This is a genomic window from Aeromonas allosaccharophila (genome assembly GCF_016026615.1).
GTDB classification, from domain to species: domain Bacteria; phylum Pseudomonadota; class Gammaproteobacteria; order Enterobacterales; family Aeromonadaceae; genus Aeromonas; species Aeromonas allosaccharophila.
Window position 1 is genome coordinate 2,754,078 of record NZ_CP065745.1, and the last position, 15,793, is coordinate 2,769,870.

17 protein-coding genes are annotated in these 15,793 nt (G+C 56.8%); 14 read left to right on the top strand and 3 right to left on the bottom strand.

What is annotated here, in order from left to right; genetic code table 11:
- The first annotated feature begins 15 nt into the window (after positions 1–15).
- Positions 16–417: an SMU1112c/YaeR family gloxylase I-like metalloprotein gene (gene gloA2 / locus I6G90_RS12420; RefSeq protein ID WP_197927726.1), complete on the top strand. Its 402-nt coding sequence runs from the start codon at positions 16–18 to the stop codon at positions 415–417.
- Positions 418–496: 79 nt separating this feature from the next.
- Here gloA2 and I6G90_RS12425 read toward each other — a convergent pair whose 3' ends face one another.
- The gene (locus tag I6G90_RS12425) at positions 497–817 is read right to left on the bottom strand and encodes an SMR family transporter (protein ID WP_058052527.1); all 321 of its coding nucleotides are present in this window, start codon (positions 815–817) and stop codon (positions 497–499) included.
- Positions 805–1,206, bottom strand: a complete 402-nt coding sequence (locus I6G90_RS12430) for an SMR family transporter (protein ID WP_042063140.1) — start codon at positions 1,204–1,206, stop codon at positions 805–807. Before I6G90_RS12430 ends, I6G90_RS12425 begins: the two co-directional genes overlap by 13 nt.
- Positions 1,207–1,364: 158 nt before the next feature.
- Here I6G90_RS12430 and I6G90_RS12435 point away from each other — a divergent pair, with 158 nt between their 5' ends.
- The 3 genes from I6G90_RS12435 to ppa all read left to right on the top strand — a co-directional run bounded on the left by I6G90_RS12435 (position 1,365) and on the right by ppa (position 4,688).
- Complete coding sequence (locus tag I6G90_RS12435) at positions 1,365–2,246, top strand: LysR family transcriptional regulator (protein ID WP_197927727.1); 882 nt, start codon at positions 1,365–1,367, stop codon at positions 2,244–2,246.
- 110 nt (positions 2,247–2,356) lie between these two features.
- On the top strand, positions 2,357–3,937 hold the full coding sequence (locus I6G90_RS12440) for a DUF3369 domain-containing protein (protein ID WP_197927728.1): 1,581 nt from the start codon (positions 2,357–2,359) through the stop codon (positions 3,935–3,937).
- A 220-nt stretch (positions 3,938–4,157) separates the two neighbouring features.
- Positions 4,158–4,688: an inorganic diphosphatase gene (ppa, locus tag I6G90_RS12445; RefSeq protein ID WP_033137821.1), complete on the top strand. Its 531-nt coding sequence runs from the start codon at positions 4,158–4,160 to the stop codon at positions 4,686–4,688.
- Positions 4,689–4,715: 27 nt separating this feature from the next.
- Here the strand turns inward: ppa and I6G90_RS12450 are convergent, their stop codons facing one another.
- A complete protein-coding gene (locus I6G90_RS12450; RefSeq protein ID WP_042010946.1) occupies positions 4,716–5,063 on the bottom strand; it encodes a hypothetical protein in 348 nt (115 codons plus the stop codon).
- Between the two features lie 139 nt (positions 5,064–5,202).
- On the opposite strand from I6G90_RS12450, the gene I6G90_RS12455 reads away from it, so the two are divergent.
- The 10 genes from I6G90_RS12455 (at position 5,203) to I6G90_RS12500 (ending at position 15,720) form a co-directional block, all read left to right on the top strand.
- Positions 5,203–6,093 (top strand): hypothetical protein, encoded by an 891-nt coding sequence (locus I6G90_RS12455; RefSeq protein ID WP_111807086.1) that lies wholly within the window; start codon positions 5,203–5,205, stop codon positions 6,091–6,093.
- Positions 6,094–6,313: 220 nt separating this feature from the next.
- Complete coding sequence (locus I6G90_RS12460) at positions 6,314–6,856, top strand: YtfJ family protein (RefSeq protein WP_197927730.1); 543 nt, start codon at positions 6,314–6,316, stop codon at positions 6,854–6,856.
- A 44-nt stretch (positions 6,857–6,900) separates the two neighbouring features.
- Positions 6,901–7,200, top strand: coding sequence for a DUF2607 family protein (locus I6G90_RS12465; RefSeq protein WP_197927732.1), 300 nt, complete (start codon positions 6,901–6,903; stop codon positions 7,198–7,200).
- Positions 7,201–7,231: 31 nt separating this feature from the next.
- Positions 7,232–7,828, top strand: a complete 597-nt coding sequence (locus tag I6G90_RS12470) for a DUF2796 domain-containing protein (protein ID WP_197927734.1) — start codon at positions 7,232–7,234, stop codon at positions 7,826–7,828.
- Between the two features lie 4 nt (positions 7,829–7,832).
- Complete coding sequence (locus I6G90_RS12475) at positions 7,833–8,522, top strand: ABC transporter ATP-binding protein (RefSeq protein WP_197927736.1); 690 nt, start codon at positions 7,833–7,835, stop codon at positions 8,520–8,522.
- Positions 8,516–9,763 (top strand): ABC transporter permease, encoded by a 1,248-nt coding sequence (locus tag I6G90_RS12480; protein ID WP_197927737.1) that lies wholly within the window; start codon positions 8,516–8,518, stop codon positions 9,761–9,763. The genes I6G90_RS12475 and I6G90_RS12480 overlap by 7 nt, the downstream gene beginning before the upstream one ends.
- A 31-nt stretch (positions 9,764–9,794) precedes the next feature.
- Positions 9,795–10,271 (top strand): DUF3299 domain-containing protein, encoded by a 477-nt coding sequence (locus I6G90_RS12485; protein ID WP_197927738.1) that lies wholly within the window; start codon positions 9,795–9,797, stop codon positions 10,269–10,271.
- Positions 10,272–10,374: 103 nt separating this feature from the next.
- Positions 10,375–11,235 (top strand): TIGR03899 family protein, encoded by an 861-nt coding sequence (locus I6G90_RS12490; protein ID WP_075112450.1) that lies wholly within the window; start codon positions 10,375–10,377, stop codon positions 11,233–11,235.
- Positions 11,236–11,492: 257 nt separating this feature from the next.
- Positions 11,493–13,130, top strand: a complete 1,638-nt coding sequence (locus tag I6G90_RS12495; protein WP_197927739.1) for a methyl-accepting chemotaxis protein — start codon at positions 11,493–11,495, stop codon at positions 13,128–13,130.
- Positions 13,131–13,791: 661 nt separating this feature from the next.
- A complete protein-coding gene (locus tag I6G90_RS12500) occupies positions 13,792–15,720 on the top strand; it encodes a DUF262 domain-containing protein (protein ID WP_197927740.1) in 1,929 nt (642 codons plus the stop codon).
- The last annotated feature ends 73 nt before the right edge of the window (positions 15,721–15,793 follow it).

Genomic DNA, 15,793 nt, shown 5'->3' on the forward strand with positions numbered 1-15,793 from the left:
TGACAAGGAAACACCATGACCTTTCCGCTGTTTGACGCCATCCACCATGTGGCCATCATCGCCAGCGATTACCCACGCTCGCGCCACTTCTACCACGAGGTGCTGGGGCTACCCATCATCGCCGAAACCCTGCGCGAAGCGCGCCAGTCGTGGAAACTGGATCTGGCCTTGCCAGATGGCAGCCAGCTGGAGCTGTTCAGCTTCCCTATCACCCCCAGCCGCCCCTCGACGCCCGAGGCGTGCGGTCTGCGCCATCTCGCCTTTCGGGTCAGCGACCTTGACCGGGTTATCACCCACCTGCTGGCCCATCAGATCGCGGTAGAGCCGGTGCGGGTGGACGAGCTGACCGGCAAGCGCTTCACCTTCTTCGCCGACCCCGACGGTCTGCCGCTGGAGCTCTACGAAGCGCCGCACTGAGCCTAAGTCAGCCAAATAATCGGCCAAACAAGAAAGCCGCCCAGCGAAACCGGGCGGCTTTGTCATTGATAAAGCGTTATCAGGCTGTAGTCAGCATGGCGACGGCCAGCGCCATCACCACCATCCCGGCCCAACCGATGGGCTTGAGTCGCTCACGGAAGATGAGCAGACCGCCGAGTGCGGTCCCCAGAATACCGATGGCGCCCCAGGTGGCGTAGGCCACGGCAAGGTCAATCTTGCCACTGCTCACCGCTTCGGAGAGCAGGGTGAAGGCGCCCAGCACCAGCATAATCCCCAACACGCCCCACCCTTTGTAGCGAAAGCCCCGCGAGCGGTTGATCGCCATATTGGCACCGATATCCAGCAAAGCCGCGCCAAGCACGATAATTAACGGGTGCATACCGCCTCCTTGCTGTTACGGGTGACTCTCCTGCGCACCGGTTCATCCCCGGTTTCCCCCATGGTCACCATAACAATACCCACTATTGCCAGCGCCAGACCGCTCAGCTCCTGAGCGTTCAGGTCGTAATCGAGGAACAGCACGGAGACGATGGTGATCAGTGCAATCCCCAGCCCCTCCCACAACGCGAAGGCAATACCAATGGAGATTGTTTTGGCGGCTTGAGCCAGTAGCAGATAGGAGAGGGTGATCAGGGCCCACATCGGCAGGTAGTTCAGCCATCCCGCGGCATCCTCGGGGATCATCGCCATACTGGATGTCCCCGCCACTTCGGTGAGGATGGCCCCCGTCAAGAATATGCGTGCTAAAAGCATGCGACTGATTAACATAGAATTTTCCTTCTGTTGCTGCGACGGGAGAGATGATAGCCGCAGTCGCGGCGCGGGCAGGAATCGCTGAGCGTCGAATTATCAGACGCTGACGGTTTGCCTTGTTATCCGCGGGCGGGCTAAGGTAATGCTAGGACACTCCGTTATGACCCATCTTCATGAAGCTCTATCAGATAGAACTCTTTGTAGAATCAGCAAACAGTGGCTCCCTCGCCAATACAGCCAGACGACTTGGCAAAAGCCGCAGCGCAGTCAGTACCGCCATCGCCTCCCTTGAAGTGGAGCTAGGCGTCGAACTTTTTGAACGCGGCGCCAATCAGAGTCGCCTGACCGAGATCGGCGAGCTGGTGCTTGATGACTGCAAACGGCTGCTGCAGGCGGCCAACAGCCTCAAGCTCAAGTGTGAACACTACGCCTCCGGCGCCGAGGTGGCGCTGCGGGTGGCGCGCGATGACGCCATCCCCGAACCGGTGTGGCGCGAGATGCTGGCCGCCTTGCGCAGCCAGTTCCCCGGCACCAGTATCTCGCTGGTGCTCGCCTCCCCACCCGAACTGCCCGCGCTGGTGGAAGAGGGGTTCGTCGATGCCGCCTTTGGCCTTATCACCGAGGATCAGGAGCGCTGCGGCCTCAATATCGACCTGCTCAACCCGATCCGTACCCTGATGGTGGTGGCCCCCAGCCATCCGCTGGCCAGCCTGAAGCGGGTGATGCAGCAGGATCTGACCGACCACACCCAGGTCACCCTCTCCTATGTGGATGAATTCTCGGTCAAAAGTCTGCTACCCATCGGCGGTCAGCACATCGGCCTCTCCAGTTTCGAGCTGATGCGCGATGCGGTACTCGACGGGCTGGGTTGGGCGGTGCTCCCCTCGCCGCTGATCCAGAGCCAGCTGCGGCAAGGCTCCCTGCTGACCCTGAAACACAAGTTCAGCCTGCAGTGGCGGGACTACGGCGTCTATCTGGCGGAAAATGCCTACCACGGCAAGGTGCTGGCCTGGTTGAAAAAGTCGATCCAGGCGTATCTGGAGCCTTTTGAATAGAGTAAAAAGAGACAGAGCCCGCTCACGTTCTACAATTATCCGGGTGATCCGACCGGATGTGATCGTGCATACTGTTCACATACTCATTGAGCGCCGGAGGCGTAACCGATATGAGCAGTGCCCAAGACAAGGACGATATCTGGCTGGACGACGACATCATCGAACTCGATGATGAAGAGGTCGTGGTCCCCAAGGCACTCAACCCATGGCAGGTGCTGATCGTCGATGACGAGCCGGACATTCATCACGCCACTCGCCTGGCCCTCTCCAATATTCACTACAAGTCGCGCCCGCTTGAACTGCTCAATGCCTACAGCGGCGCCGAAGCGGGTCGCATGCTGGAAGCCAATCCCAGAATTGCACTGATCCTGCTCGATGTGGTGATGGAGACCGAAGATGCCGGTCTGCGACTGGTGCACCGGATCCGCAACGAGATGCGCAACTCGCTGGTGCGGATCGTGCTGCGTACCGGCCAGCCCGGTCAGGCCCCCGAACAGCGTGTGATCCTCGATTACGACATCAACGACTACAAGACCAAGACCGAGCTAACGGTGCAAAAGCTCTATACCACCGTCATCGCCTCCCTGCGCTCTTACGAAACCCTCAGCGCCATCGACAAGAGCCGCCAGGGGCTCGGTAAAATTCTGGAAGGGGCTGGCGATCTCTATCATCTTCACTCCCTCAAGGAGTTTGCCTCCGGTGTGCTGAAACAGATCAGCGCGATTCTCGATGTGGGCACCGAAGGGGCTATCTGCGCCGAGCGGCGTCCCGATCAACATGGCCTGGAGATCCTGGCCGCCACCGGCGACTACGAGACTCTGCTGGATGATGGCAAGATCACCGACTTTCCTACCCTCAATGACTCGGTCATGAAAGCACTGGCGGCGCGCTGCAACCGCTTCGAGCATCCGCAGGACTCCCTCTATATCGCCGCCCAGAATGGGCGCGAGTTCGTGCTGAGCTTCACCCCGACCCAGCCTCTCGACCCACTCGAATGCGATCTGCTGGATGTCTTCTGCCAGCGCATCTCGGCGGCCTACGACAACCTCTACCTCTATAACCAGCTGCTGCGCGCCCAGGAGGCCACCGTAGTGGCGCTGGCGGCGCTGGCAGAGTTCCGCGACTCCGATACCGGCGAGCATGTGCTGCGGGTGCAAAAACTCTCCGATGCGCTGGTGGAAGAGCTGCAACAGATGGCTGTATATCCCGAGCAGCTGACCCCGGAGTTTGTCGAGATGATCGGCATGGCCTCCATCCTGCACGACGTGGGCAAGGTGGGCACCCCCGATCATATCCTGCACAAACCGGGGAGGTTCGATCCCGACGAGCGGGCCATCATGGAGCAACATGCCGATATCGGCGCCAATATCCTGTACAAGGCGGGCGAGATGGTGGAGGGAACCAGCTACCTCTCGCTGGGCGCTGAAATCGCCCGGGGCCACCACGAGCACTTCGATGGCAAGGGCTATCCGGAACAGCTGGCTGGTCAGCAGATCCCGCTGTCGGCGCGGATCGTGGCGGTGGTCGATGTGTTCGATGCCCTGCTCAGCAAGCGCCCCTACAAGGAGCCCTGGACGCTGGCGCAAACCATGGAGTATATCCAGTCCCGCTCCGGCACCCAGTTTGACCCTCAGGTTGTGGCGGCCCTGTCGCGGCTGGTCAATGAGTCGAGGCTCCCCTACTCGCTCTGATTCACCTGTTTCACTCGCCACTCACCATGCTCTGCCGATGACCAAGATCACCGGCAGGGCATCAAAACTGCCGCTTTGTTGCATTCAGAACACATCAAAGCACCGCAAACCGGAAACATCCCTCTTCTTTGGCCGCGATATCCGCTGAAATATGGTCATTTAACATCACATCGCTATAATATCGGCCTGCAAACCTGATACTAACAACGAAGGAAATATCATGAGCCTGAACCTGGTACCGGCTGGCAAGAGCCTGCCCGACGATATCTATGTCATCATCGAAATCCCGCAGAATGCCGACCCGATCAAATACGAAGTCGACAAGGACAGCGGCGCAATTTTCGTCGATCGCTTCATGTCTACCCCGATGTTCTATCCGTGCAACTACGGCTACGTGAACGCGACGCTCTCTCTGGATGGTGACCCCGTCGACGTACTGGTTCCAACCCCCTATCCGCTGCTGGCCGGCTCCGTCATTCGCTGCCGCCCGGTTGGCGTGCTGAAGATGACCGACGAGTCTGGCGAAGATGCCAAGATCGTTGCCGTGCCGCACTCCAAGCTGACCAAGCAGTACGATCACATCCAGGATGTGAACGATCTGCCGGAACTGCTGCGCGCCCAGATCCAGCACTTCTTCGAGCGCTACAAAGAGCTGGAAGCGGGCAAATGGGTCAAGGTGGAAGGTTGGGGCGACAAGGCCGCTGCCGAAGCCGAGATCAAGACCTCTGCCGAGCGTTACGCTGCCAAGTAAGCGTTATCTGGCATGTAAAAAGGCGCCTTATGGCGCCTTTTTTGTCGGTGTTTGCGGCAGCTGACCGGCTGCATCTCCGGCAGGATTGCCCTGAATGTATATTTCACGGCCATCTTTCTGGTAGGGGCGGTAGTAATCACCGCCACAGCGATAGCCGCCGCCCGGCTGGCTCATCAGCTCGCAGTTGACCGGCAATACCTCCAGCCACTTGATGGCCTGCTGGAAGCGCAGCCACTCCTGCCATTCGTGTTCGCGCGCCAGCTGATCGCGCAGGGCAAAGGTATCCGCAACGGACATTCCCTTGTTGACGATTACCTGACCCGCCATGGCTGGCAGGCTGAGCAGCCCAAACAGCACTATGATCCAAGGCTTCATAACCCCTCCAGAGTGACTTAATTTCACAATTAAATTAAAAGTCACATCAATCTGTTATCCAGATCACAAAACGAAACATCACCAAAGTGGTGCTGGCTCACCTAGTTGTTAATTATCGTCCACGGCAGGAAGCACCACCATGAAGCCGATCCCCGCGCTGTTGCTCAGCCTCACTCTCTGCACCACCCTTGGCGCCACAAGCAACGCCAGCGAAATCAACATGAGCTGGCAGTGGCAATCCACCGATGGCCAGCGCAAGCACTTCCAGCTGACCACCGACGATCAGGTGATGGCCGCCAGTCGCCACGAGATGAGCCTGCTGGAGGCCTCCCTCACCAATCCGCTGGAGACGCTCTACGCCTACATCAGCCCGCGCCTCTACAACAGCATCAACCTGATCAACCAGAGCAGCCCCGAGACCGCCACCAAGTTTCGCAATCTGGAGCAGGCCTTCACCCTGCGGGACAATAGCATGGAGTCGCTGCTGTTCTGGCAAGCCTACCAGCAGTATCAGGAGGATGCCTTCTACCAGATGAGGGTGGTGCCCTGCGTCCATCCGGCCAATCGCAAGCTGCCTTGCGTGCGACCCGATTACTCCCAGCTCTTCTACCACTTCAAGGGTCAGCTCAAGCCGCTGGCGCAGCAGTTTGCCGCCAAGGATCTCGCCACCAGCGTCAGCCTGCTGCAGGAGTGGTTGAATGCCATCCCGACCCAGCCGGAGCAGCTGGATCACTTCGCGCCGCCACTGCAGGCACTACAGGATAACAAGGCCGACAGCGACGAGAAGGCGCTGTTGATGGCCAGCCTGCTGGCGGAGTTGGCCCCGCAATATGTGCTCAGCATCATCTATCCGGATATCAGCATCGGCAGCGTCTCCCCTGCCTGGCTGGCCATTACGGCAGACAGTGGCGTACCCGGTGATGTGGTGGTGATCAACAATCAGCGCCATGTGCTGCTGACCGGCTCATCCCTGCTGGCCCAGCAGATGACCATGGCCAAGATCCCCCTCATCAGCGAGTCGCTCTACTGACGCAGACAGCTCAGACCAGCTGCCAATTCATTGATTTTTCTCGATGTCATGCCATCCTAGCCGCCCTTGCCAGCCAACCTCCTGACTGGCGGGGCGCCGACGCTTCTGAATTGCGATCTTACTTAACACTTTTTAAACAGATCCGATCAGTTTAGGATGAAGCTCGCCCATTCCCTCAATCCGAAACTCGTTATAACATAACAAATGGAGTGTCATCAGGATGAAACATCTGGTACTTACTTTGGCGCTGCTGCCATCTCTGGTCTTTGCTCACAACGTCAAGGATGGCAACCCGGTGCCGCTGGTCAATATCAGCGACAAGGGTGAGCTGGTACTGAACGGCAAGGATATCGGCTACCAACCGTGGCAGAGCACCTCGCTCACCGGCAAGGTATTCCTGATCCAGCATATTGCCGGTCGCTCCAGTGCCAAGGAGCTGAACGCCCCGATGATCGAGGCGATCAAGGCGGCCAAGCTGCCCCATGACAAGTATCAGACCGTCACCGTCATCAACAGCAATGACGCCATCTGGGGCACCTCTGGCTTCGTGAAGAGCAGCGCCGAGGACAGCAAGAAAGAGTTCCCCTGGTCCGCCATGGTGCTAGATGCCAAGGGCATGGCGCGCAACGCCTGGGATCTGACGCCGGAAAGCTCGGCGATCATCCTGCTGGATAAAGAGGGCAAGGTGCTGTTTGCCAAAGATGGCCAGCTCGATGCCAACAACATTGCTACCGTGATGGGGCTCATCAAGTCCCATCTCTAAGTCAGAGAGAAAGGGCGCTGATGGCGCCCTTTCCATAAGGGTCTATGGGTCGTATCAAGCTGAAAATCTGGATCTTGCTGCTGGGCTGGTTATGGCTGCAACCTGCCCTTGCCCGTCATCAGCTTGAATCCGCCCTGCCCGGCCACGACGACCATCACTGCCTGGTTTGCGCCCTCCATCTGGATGGCAAGCAAGTCATCACCTCTACCCCCTATTGTTTCCCCAATGCGACGGCTGTTCTGCCCGCTGTTGCAACCATGCAACGCTCTGCGGATACCGCCACGCTGCACAGCTATGCCATCCGTGCGCCGCCAACCTCTGCTTTTCTCTATCCCTTTGTTTAATTTCGCTATTTGTTTTGAAAAAGGATTAAAGATGAAAGCAGTTACTCTGTTGCTGGCCGCAGCGGCCTTTGGCGCACATGCAAATCACGACGAACACGAGAGCCACAGCCACGGCGCCCACGAGCATGGCCACGGCCACCTCAATCTGGTGGTCGATGGTGACCAGCTGATGATCGAGCTGCAGGCCCCTGCTGCCGATCTGGTGGGCTTTGAGCACGCCGCCAAGAGCGATGAAGAGAAGGCGCAGTATGCCAAGGCAGTCGCCCGCCTCCAGCAGCCTGACGCCCTGTTCCGCTTCGACCCGGCCGCTGGCTGCAAACTGACCCAGCAGGAGCTGCAGGCCGCCAAAGAGGATCACGACCATGACCATGACCATGACCATGACCATGACCATGACAAGGCTGCCAGCGACGAACATGAACACCACCATGATCATGACGAAGGGGGTCACGCCGATATGGGTGCCATGTACACCTACACCTGCGCCACGCCCGCCAAACTGACCGGCCTTGAGGCGACCCTGTTCAGCGTCTATCCGAGCCTTGAGAAGCTGAGCGTGCAGGGGATCCTGCCCACCGGCCAGACCGCTGGCGAGCTGACCCCGTCCGCCAACAAGCTGAGCTGGTAACGCCATGAAAAAAGCCGTGGTTGAGATCCGCGATCTGGCCTTTGCCTGGCCAGGTGGCGACGCTGTACTCGATCTGCCCGCCCTCACCCTCCGCGAGGGTGAGCGGGTCTTTATCAAGGGCCCGTCGGGCTCCGGCAAGTCGACCCTGCTCGGGTTGCTGGCCGGGATCCAGACCGCCAACCACGGCACCCTGGAGGTGCTGGGCCAACCATTGGCCCGGCTCTCTGGCCGTGCCCGTGACCACTTCCGGGCGGCCAATCTGGGTTATATCTTCCAGCAGTTCAATCTGCTGCCCTTTCTCTCGGTGCAGGACAACGTTACCGCTGCCCTCACCTTCTCGCCCGCCAAACGGGCTCGCCTGCAAGGGAGTCCGGAACAGGAGGCGCGCCGTCTGCTGGCCGAGTTGCAACTACCGGACGACGCGCTGCATCGCCCCGTGCATGCCCTCAGCATCGGCCAGCAACAGCGGGTTGCCGCCGCGCGGGCGCTGATCGGTTCGCCACCACTGGTGATCGCCGACGAGCCCACCTCGGCCCTCGATACCGACAATCGGGCCGCCTTTATCAAGCTGTTGTTCGAGGAGTGCGACAAGCAGGGCTCGACCCTGATCTTCGTCAGTCACGACCCTTACCTCGAACCCCTGTTCCCCCGAGTGGAGAACCTGCAACAGCTCAACCGGAGGGCAACGTGCTAAAGCTCGCCCTGCAAAGTCTCTGGGCCCGCCGCCTCACCGCCGGGCTCACCCTGCTGGCCGTCGCCATCAGCGTTACCCTGCTGCTCGGGGTGGAGCGGGTACGCACCCAGGCCCGCGAAAGCTTCTCCAACACCGTCTCGGGCACCGATCTTATCGTCGGCGCCCGCTCCGGCCAGGTGAACCTGCTGCTCTACGCGGTGTTTCGCATCGGTAACCCCACCAACAACGTGGGGTGGGACTCCTATCAGGCCATCAAGCAGAAACCGGGCGTTGCCTGGACCATCCCGCTTTCGCTTGGTGACTCCCACAAGGGATTTCGGGTGCTCGGCACCAATGGCGACTACTTCACTCACCTGAAGTACGGTCAGCAGCAGTCGCTGCAACTGCGCGAGGGGCGACCGTTCGAGACGCCGTTTGAAGCGGTACTCGGCGCTCAGGTGGCCGAGAAGCTCGGCTACCACCTTGACCAATCCCTCGTCATCGCCCACGGCGCGGGCAACACCTCCTTCAGCCAGCACGACAATCTGCCGTTCAAGGTAGTGGGAATTCTGGCACCGACCGGTACGCCGATCGATCGCACCATCCATGTGCCGCTGGCGGGGATCGAGGCGATCCATCTGGGCTGGGATACCGGCCGCCACAGCAAGAACGTGACGCCGGAGCAGGCGCTGGCGCAGGATCTCACCCCGAAAACCATCACCGCCTTTATGGTGGGGCTGAGCAACCGCATTCTGGCGTTCCAGCTGCAGCGCGGCGTCAACACCTATCCCAAAGAGCCGCTGATGGCGATCCTGCCGGGCGCCGCCCTGCAGGAGCTGTGGAGCTTGATGAGCGTGGCGGAAACCGCCCTGTCGGTCATCGCCGGTTTCGTGGTGGTGGCGGGCCTTATCGGCATGCTGACCACATTGCTGGCGGGGCTTAACGAGCGGCGCCGGGAGCTCGCTATTTTGCGATCCCTCGGTGCGGGCCCTGCCCACCTGTTCCTGCTGCTGGCGCTGGAGGCGATGGCGCTGACCACGGTCGGCATCGCTCTCGGGGTCGCCGTGCTCTATCTGGGGCAGGGGCTTGCCTCGCCCTGGCTGCTCAGCCACTATGGCCTGCAACTGAGTCTGGGGCTGCCGAGCACCTACGAGTGGCAGTTGCTGGGGGTAGTGTGGCTGGCAGGCATGGTGATCGGCCTGCTCCCTGCCGCCCGCGCTTACCGCTACAGCCTGAGCGATGGCATGAGCATTCGCGTCTAGCGAGACGCCCTAAATAGAAACAGAAGGACAGATGATGAAGTGGAAAATAGTGGCGCTGCTCGCCAGCCTGCTGGTGCTGCCCGCCATGGCCGCCGATTACAAGACCATCGACTGGGATGTGCTCATCCCGGAAGGGGAAAAACTGCTGCCCCCCCCGCAGGTGAGCCACGATGGGGATCTCGCCTCCGTGCCGCAACCGGTGGGCGGGGTTAACAAGAAGCTGGACAACCAGGATGTGCGCATTCCGGGCTTCGTGGTGCCGCTGGAAGGGGATGCCAAGAAGATCACCGCCTTCCTGCTGGTGCCCTACTTCGGCGCCTGCATCCATGTGCCGCCGCCCCCCACCAATCAGGTGATCTATGTGAGCTACCCCAAGGGTGCGCCGGTCGATGATCTGTGGGACGCCATCTGGGTCAAGGGCAAGATGCGCACGATCAGCTCCAGCCACGAGATGGCGACCGCCTCCTATTCGATGGAAGCGGTCGAGGTGAGCGTCTACGAGGAGTAATCCTCCCGTTGCAAAAAAAGCGGCCTCCACGGAGGCCGCTTTGTTATCTTGGCATCCCGGTTGGAGTAACATTCAGCCCAGAACCTGTGCGAATGGAGCCAGCATGGCCGATCTGCCCCCCCCCAAGAAAGAGAGTTCGATCCTGAGCAGCCAGGAGCAGACCCTGCGTCTGGCCCGCAGTCGCGGCATCGACGGCATGCTCACCCGCAACAGCGACAGCACCTTCGAACAGCGCGCCACCTTTCGCCATCTAGCGGATCAGGCCGCCCGCCAGCGCAATCTGGAAGCCATCATGGTGATGGCCTCCCGCCACTGCGAGGAGACGGCGGCTGGCGGAGAGATGGACAGTGACTGGCTGACCCGCTTCCTGCAACTGGCGGAAGATATCAGCATGGTGCCGATGCAGCAGCTGTGGGGCCGCATCTTCGCCATCGAGGTCGCCACGCCGGGCCGCTTCTCCATCCGGGCGCTCTCCACTCTCAAGGAGATGACCCAGCGCGAAGCCATGTTGTTCCAGCGAGTCTGCGCCCTCACCTGCCACTATGCGGGCAGCGACGAGCAACGGCTGCTGCTGGGGCTGCACAAGGGGGCCAGTTTGCTGAGCCGCGCCAAGGCCACGCGCCTCGGCCTTGGCAAATACCGGCTGCCCTACAACGCCCTGCTGCAGCTGTTTGAACTGGGGCTGCTGCACCGCGCGGAACTGGAGTCCGGACCGCTGCCCGCCGACGGGGTCGAGCTGGAGTTCGGCAACCAGCGCTGGCGGCTGCAGTGCAAGCAGCACAATATCACCCTGCTCTACTACCGGCTCACCCCGGTGGGCAACGAGCTCGCCCAGCTGCTGCAAGAGTCGCCGCTGGAGGAGTACCTGCAGGATCTGAAAACCGTGCTGGTGCAGGGGATCCAGATCGAGGTGCAGCATCAGGTCAGCGAGACCACACCGCCCCCCCCTGACGCCACCCCCTGATCGTCGATGGGGGAACACGCCCACCGACGCGCCACAGATCCCGATCACTGCACCTCACTCAGCAAAGTGAGGTGCAAAATGCAGATCCCCTCGCCCCTTGCCGCTCGTTTTTTGCACATTGCAACGACAGCAGCGCCACATTCAGTGGCTGCGCCCCTTTATTGACACAAGAATCACTTAACGTGATTGATGGCCCGCCCTTTGCTTTGAACTTGATGCAGCTCAATTTTCAACCACCACAGCTCGGAAGCATGGCCATGAGAATCAATCAACCGGTTACCCAAAGAGAACGCCTCTATTCAGACCACCAGAGCCTGATCTCAACCACGGATCTGGAGAGCCGCATCACCTACGCCAACGATGAGTTCTGCGAGATAGCAGGCTTCCAGCTCGACGAGCTGATGGGGGAACACCACAATCTGGTGCGCCATCCTGACATGCCGAAACAGGCCTTTGCCGATCTGTGGAACCATATCCGCGAAGGCAAGAGCTGGATGGGGCCGGTGAAAAATCGCTGCAAGAGTGGCGATCACTACTGGGTCAGCGCCTTTGTCACCCCCATCAAGGATGCCAGCGGCCGGGTGGTGGAGTATCAGTCGGTGCGCACCGCCCCGAGCGAGGAGATCAAACAGCGGGCCGAGAAGGTCTATGCCGACCTTCGCAACGACAAGCTGCCGCGGGCGCTCAAGCTGCCCACCTTCTCCCATGCCCTGACCATCAACCTCTGCCTGCTGCTGAGCCTGCTCGCCATGTTGGCGCTTGGCTACAACCACGATATGAACTGGCAACTGGCGCTGGCTGCCCTGCCGCTGGCGATAGCGGCCATCACCCTGAATGCCCTCTCCCGCCGCCTCGGCAAGCTCAACAAGATGGCCCGCAGTCGCTTTGACAACCCGCTGATGCAGCTGCTCTACACCAACAAGGTGGACAACATCGCCGCCATCGAACTCTCGATGATGATGAATCAGGCCGAGTTCAACGCCGTGCTGGCCCGCACCCAGCAGACTTGCAGCAAGATCCTGCAGGCCGCCGAGGGGGATCTGCGCAACGCCGAGTCCATCACCGACAACCTGCAACAGCAGCAGGCCGAAACCAATCAGGTGGCGGCCGCCGTGACCGAAATGTCGGAGTCCATTCGCGAGGTGTCGCAGAGCTCCAGCGAATCCTCCAGCCTGCTGGACGAGACCGCCGACCTGTTCAAGAGCGGCAACCACAGCGTGGCCGAAACCGTGGCTGCCGTGGCGGGCATGAACAGCGAGCTGACCACCTCCAAGGTCGTCATCAGCGCGCTGGTCGGCCACTGCCGCGATATCGACGGCATTCTCGATGTGATCAACAACATCGCCAACCAGACCAACCTGCTGGCCCTCAACGCCGCCATCGAAGCGGCACGGGCTGGCGAAGCAGGTCGCGGTTTCTCGGTAGTGGCCGACGAGATCCGCTCGCTCGCCATCAAGACCCAATCCTCGACCAGCGAGATCCAGAAGATGATCACCGAGCTGCAAACCAGCGCCGGGGATGCAGAACAGGCGATGGAGAAGGGCTGCCAGCTCTCCGAGAGCTGCCAGCAGAAAGCCTCGGCGACCGGCACCATTCTCCAGCAGATCAACAATATGCTGCAGCAGGTCGCCTCCGGCAGCGGCCAGATTGCCCAGGCGGTACAGGAGCAGTTCCACGTCACCGCCGAGATCAACCGCAACGTGCTCAGCATCAAGACCCTGGCCGATGACTCCAGCGTCGGCAGCCAGCACGCCGTGCACGGCATCACCCAGCTGGTCAACCAGTTGAGCGATCTCGACCGACTGGTGCGCCAGTTCCAGAAAGGGGCTCCAGCAAGCCAAAGCCGATACGAAGTGGACACCACCCGCGCCGTTCCGGTTCGCCAAGCCAGATAACCACTACACAAACAATCACCGCAGAAAAACCCTATGGGCCTTTGGGTCCATAGGGTTTTTTAGTGTCCGCCAACAAGAGGCGACACTGCCGTTGCCCCTTCCTATTTCCCCTGCGCTGATAGACGGCGGTTCTGGCACGAACACATCGCCACCCGTTATTGATTAATTTATTGATCTTGCTCAGGAAATTTTCCACATCCCCTTTCTTCCGCAGCCCCATTCGGTAACATAGCCGCTTGGCAACCTCTCGCAGGAGTCAGCCATGAGCCCAGCCAGTGCCATATCGCAGGTAAAAAGCAGCAAACTGGAGGCTGAAATTCAGGGGCGGTAGCGTGGTTTTTTTCAGGTTGGCGCAGAGCGTAGGAAGTCCAACAGACGAGCATCATTACGCCAACCAGAGCCGGATAAACATGGATTGTGCCGCTCGCAAATTTGCAGATATGTTTCACGGTAAACGTTGGGTTTCACCGCGCTCAGCTCAAACCTACAACTCTTAGCCCAAAATACGAGACTTTATTTTAAGTTAAAACACATCGTTAAATTAATAAAACAACCTATCCACCGATATTAATTCCATCCAGATCGAGATTAAGTAAAAAAATAGAACTACATAAGAATAAATATTAACTCTATTGAAGCTCTGCTTCTGAGAAAATTAACAATGAAAATACAAAGTCTAAATGATATTTTTGAACGTCGTATTCTAAGAATTCCAGACTACCAACGAGGCTATGCTTGGTCTTCACAACAACTCGATGATTTTTGGGAGGATATAATTCAACTTGACCCAAACCGAGTCCACTACACAGGTGTAGTTACACTAGAACCCGTCAAACCACACTTATGGCAAAAGTGGGAGCAAGACGAATGGATTATTGATGGGGTTGGCTTCAAGCCATTTTACATCGTTGATGGCCAACAACGATTAACAACATCAATGATATTAATTCAAGCAATTCTTGAATCTATCAAAGGTGATGTTCAGCTCAACTATCAATCATTAGAAACTATACGTAAACGTTATGTATTGTATAGTGCTGATGATGGCCAAAGAAAAAGTTTTATCTTCGGTTACGAAAAGGACAACCCGAGTGATGAATACCTTAAAACTATGATTTTTGGTGAAAGGTCACACAGTAATCAATATAAAGAAACTCTGTATACACAGAATTTAAAGACAGCAAAAACATACTTCAAAAATAAATTATCCATCCTTTCCAATGATGAAATCGCACTAGTTTTTAAGAAACTAACTCAAAAGTTAAAGTTTAATCTATACGAGATTGATGACGAAATTGATGTATTCGTGACCTTCGAAACAATGAACAATAGAGGCAAGCCACTAACCAGTCTTGAGTTACTAAAAAATCGCTTAATTTACCTATCTACGCTTTATCACAATCATGAGGGGCATGAAGTTCTACGCAGTAAAATCAATAGCGCATGGAAAACAATGTATGAATACCTTGGTATGAATCCAGACAGTCCTTTAGATGAAGATACCTTCTTAAGAAATCATTGGACAATGTACTTTAAATACAGCAGAAACAAGGGTGATGACTACATTAAGTACCTACTAAATGAAAAATATACAGCACGAAATGTAACTCATCCTAAAGATGAACAAGAGCGTATTTCGGTAGAGGAAATAAGCAACTACGTTGAAAGTTTGCAAGAGTCGATTCGTCATTGGTTCTATATTCACAACCCTTATTTCTATCTTCCTAACTACAACAATGATGATAATAAACTATTACTTGACAGGCTTCAGCGTTTAAGCTTCCGAGCATTCAGACCACTATTGCTTGCAGCCTTCGTCTCTAAACAGCCAGTTAAAGATATTAATGATCTTCTTATAGCAGCAGAACGCTACAACTTTACTTTATTCTCTCTGTGCCATCGTCGTTCAAACACTGGTGATTCTGAGTTCTTCGGTATGGCAAGGGAACTTCTAAAAGGCCAACAAACGATTAACTCAGTTATTAACTCAATCAATGAATGGGTTGATTACTACTACGATCCAGATCGTTTTTACAACTACATTTCTGAGAAGTATGAACTTGGGCAACAAGGTTTTTTCAAGTGGGATAGCCTACGTTACTTTTTATTCGAGTATGATGCATGGTTGACAAAACGGAGTAAACAACACTCTATAAAACTTAGTTGGAATCAGCTGAAGATCAATAGTAACGATAAGGTTACCATTGAGCATATATTCCCACAGACCCCGTCAAACCAATATTGGCAAGAGCGATTTGGCAGCTTCAACAAAGAACAAATAACTTGGATTACAAACTCTTTGGGCAATCTTGTACCGCTTAGTCTAGCGAAAAACTCTAGCCTACAAAACGATGACTTCAAAGATAAGAAGAATAACGGCTCTGGTGTTGGCTATTACAATGGTTCAGCATCTGAAAATGAAATTGCTCAGTTAGATGAATGGTTACCTGAAAGCATTCTTTTACGTGGCTTGGAATTACTCCAGTTTATGGAGACACGTTGGAGAATTTCATTAGGTGATGAACGCTTTAAAGCAAAATTACTACACCTAGATTTTATCTTTGATAAAAACAAAGATTTAACTCAATAAAAAATACATCATCACATAGGTTCGAACAGCGCAGCGTACTCGGACAATCGCTAATAACCCCGCCGCGATATAA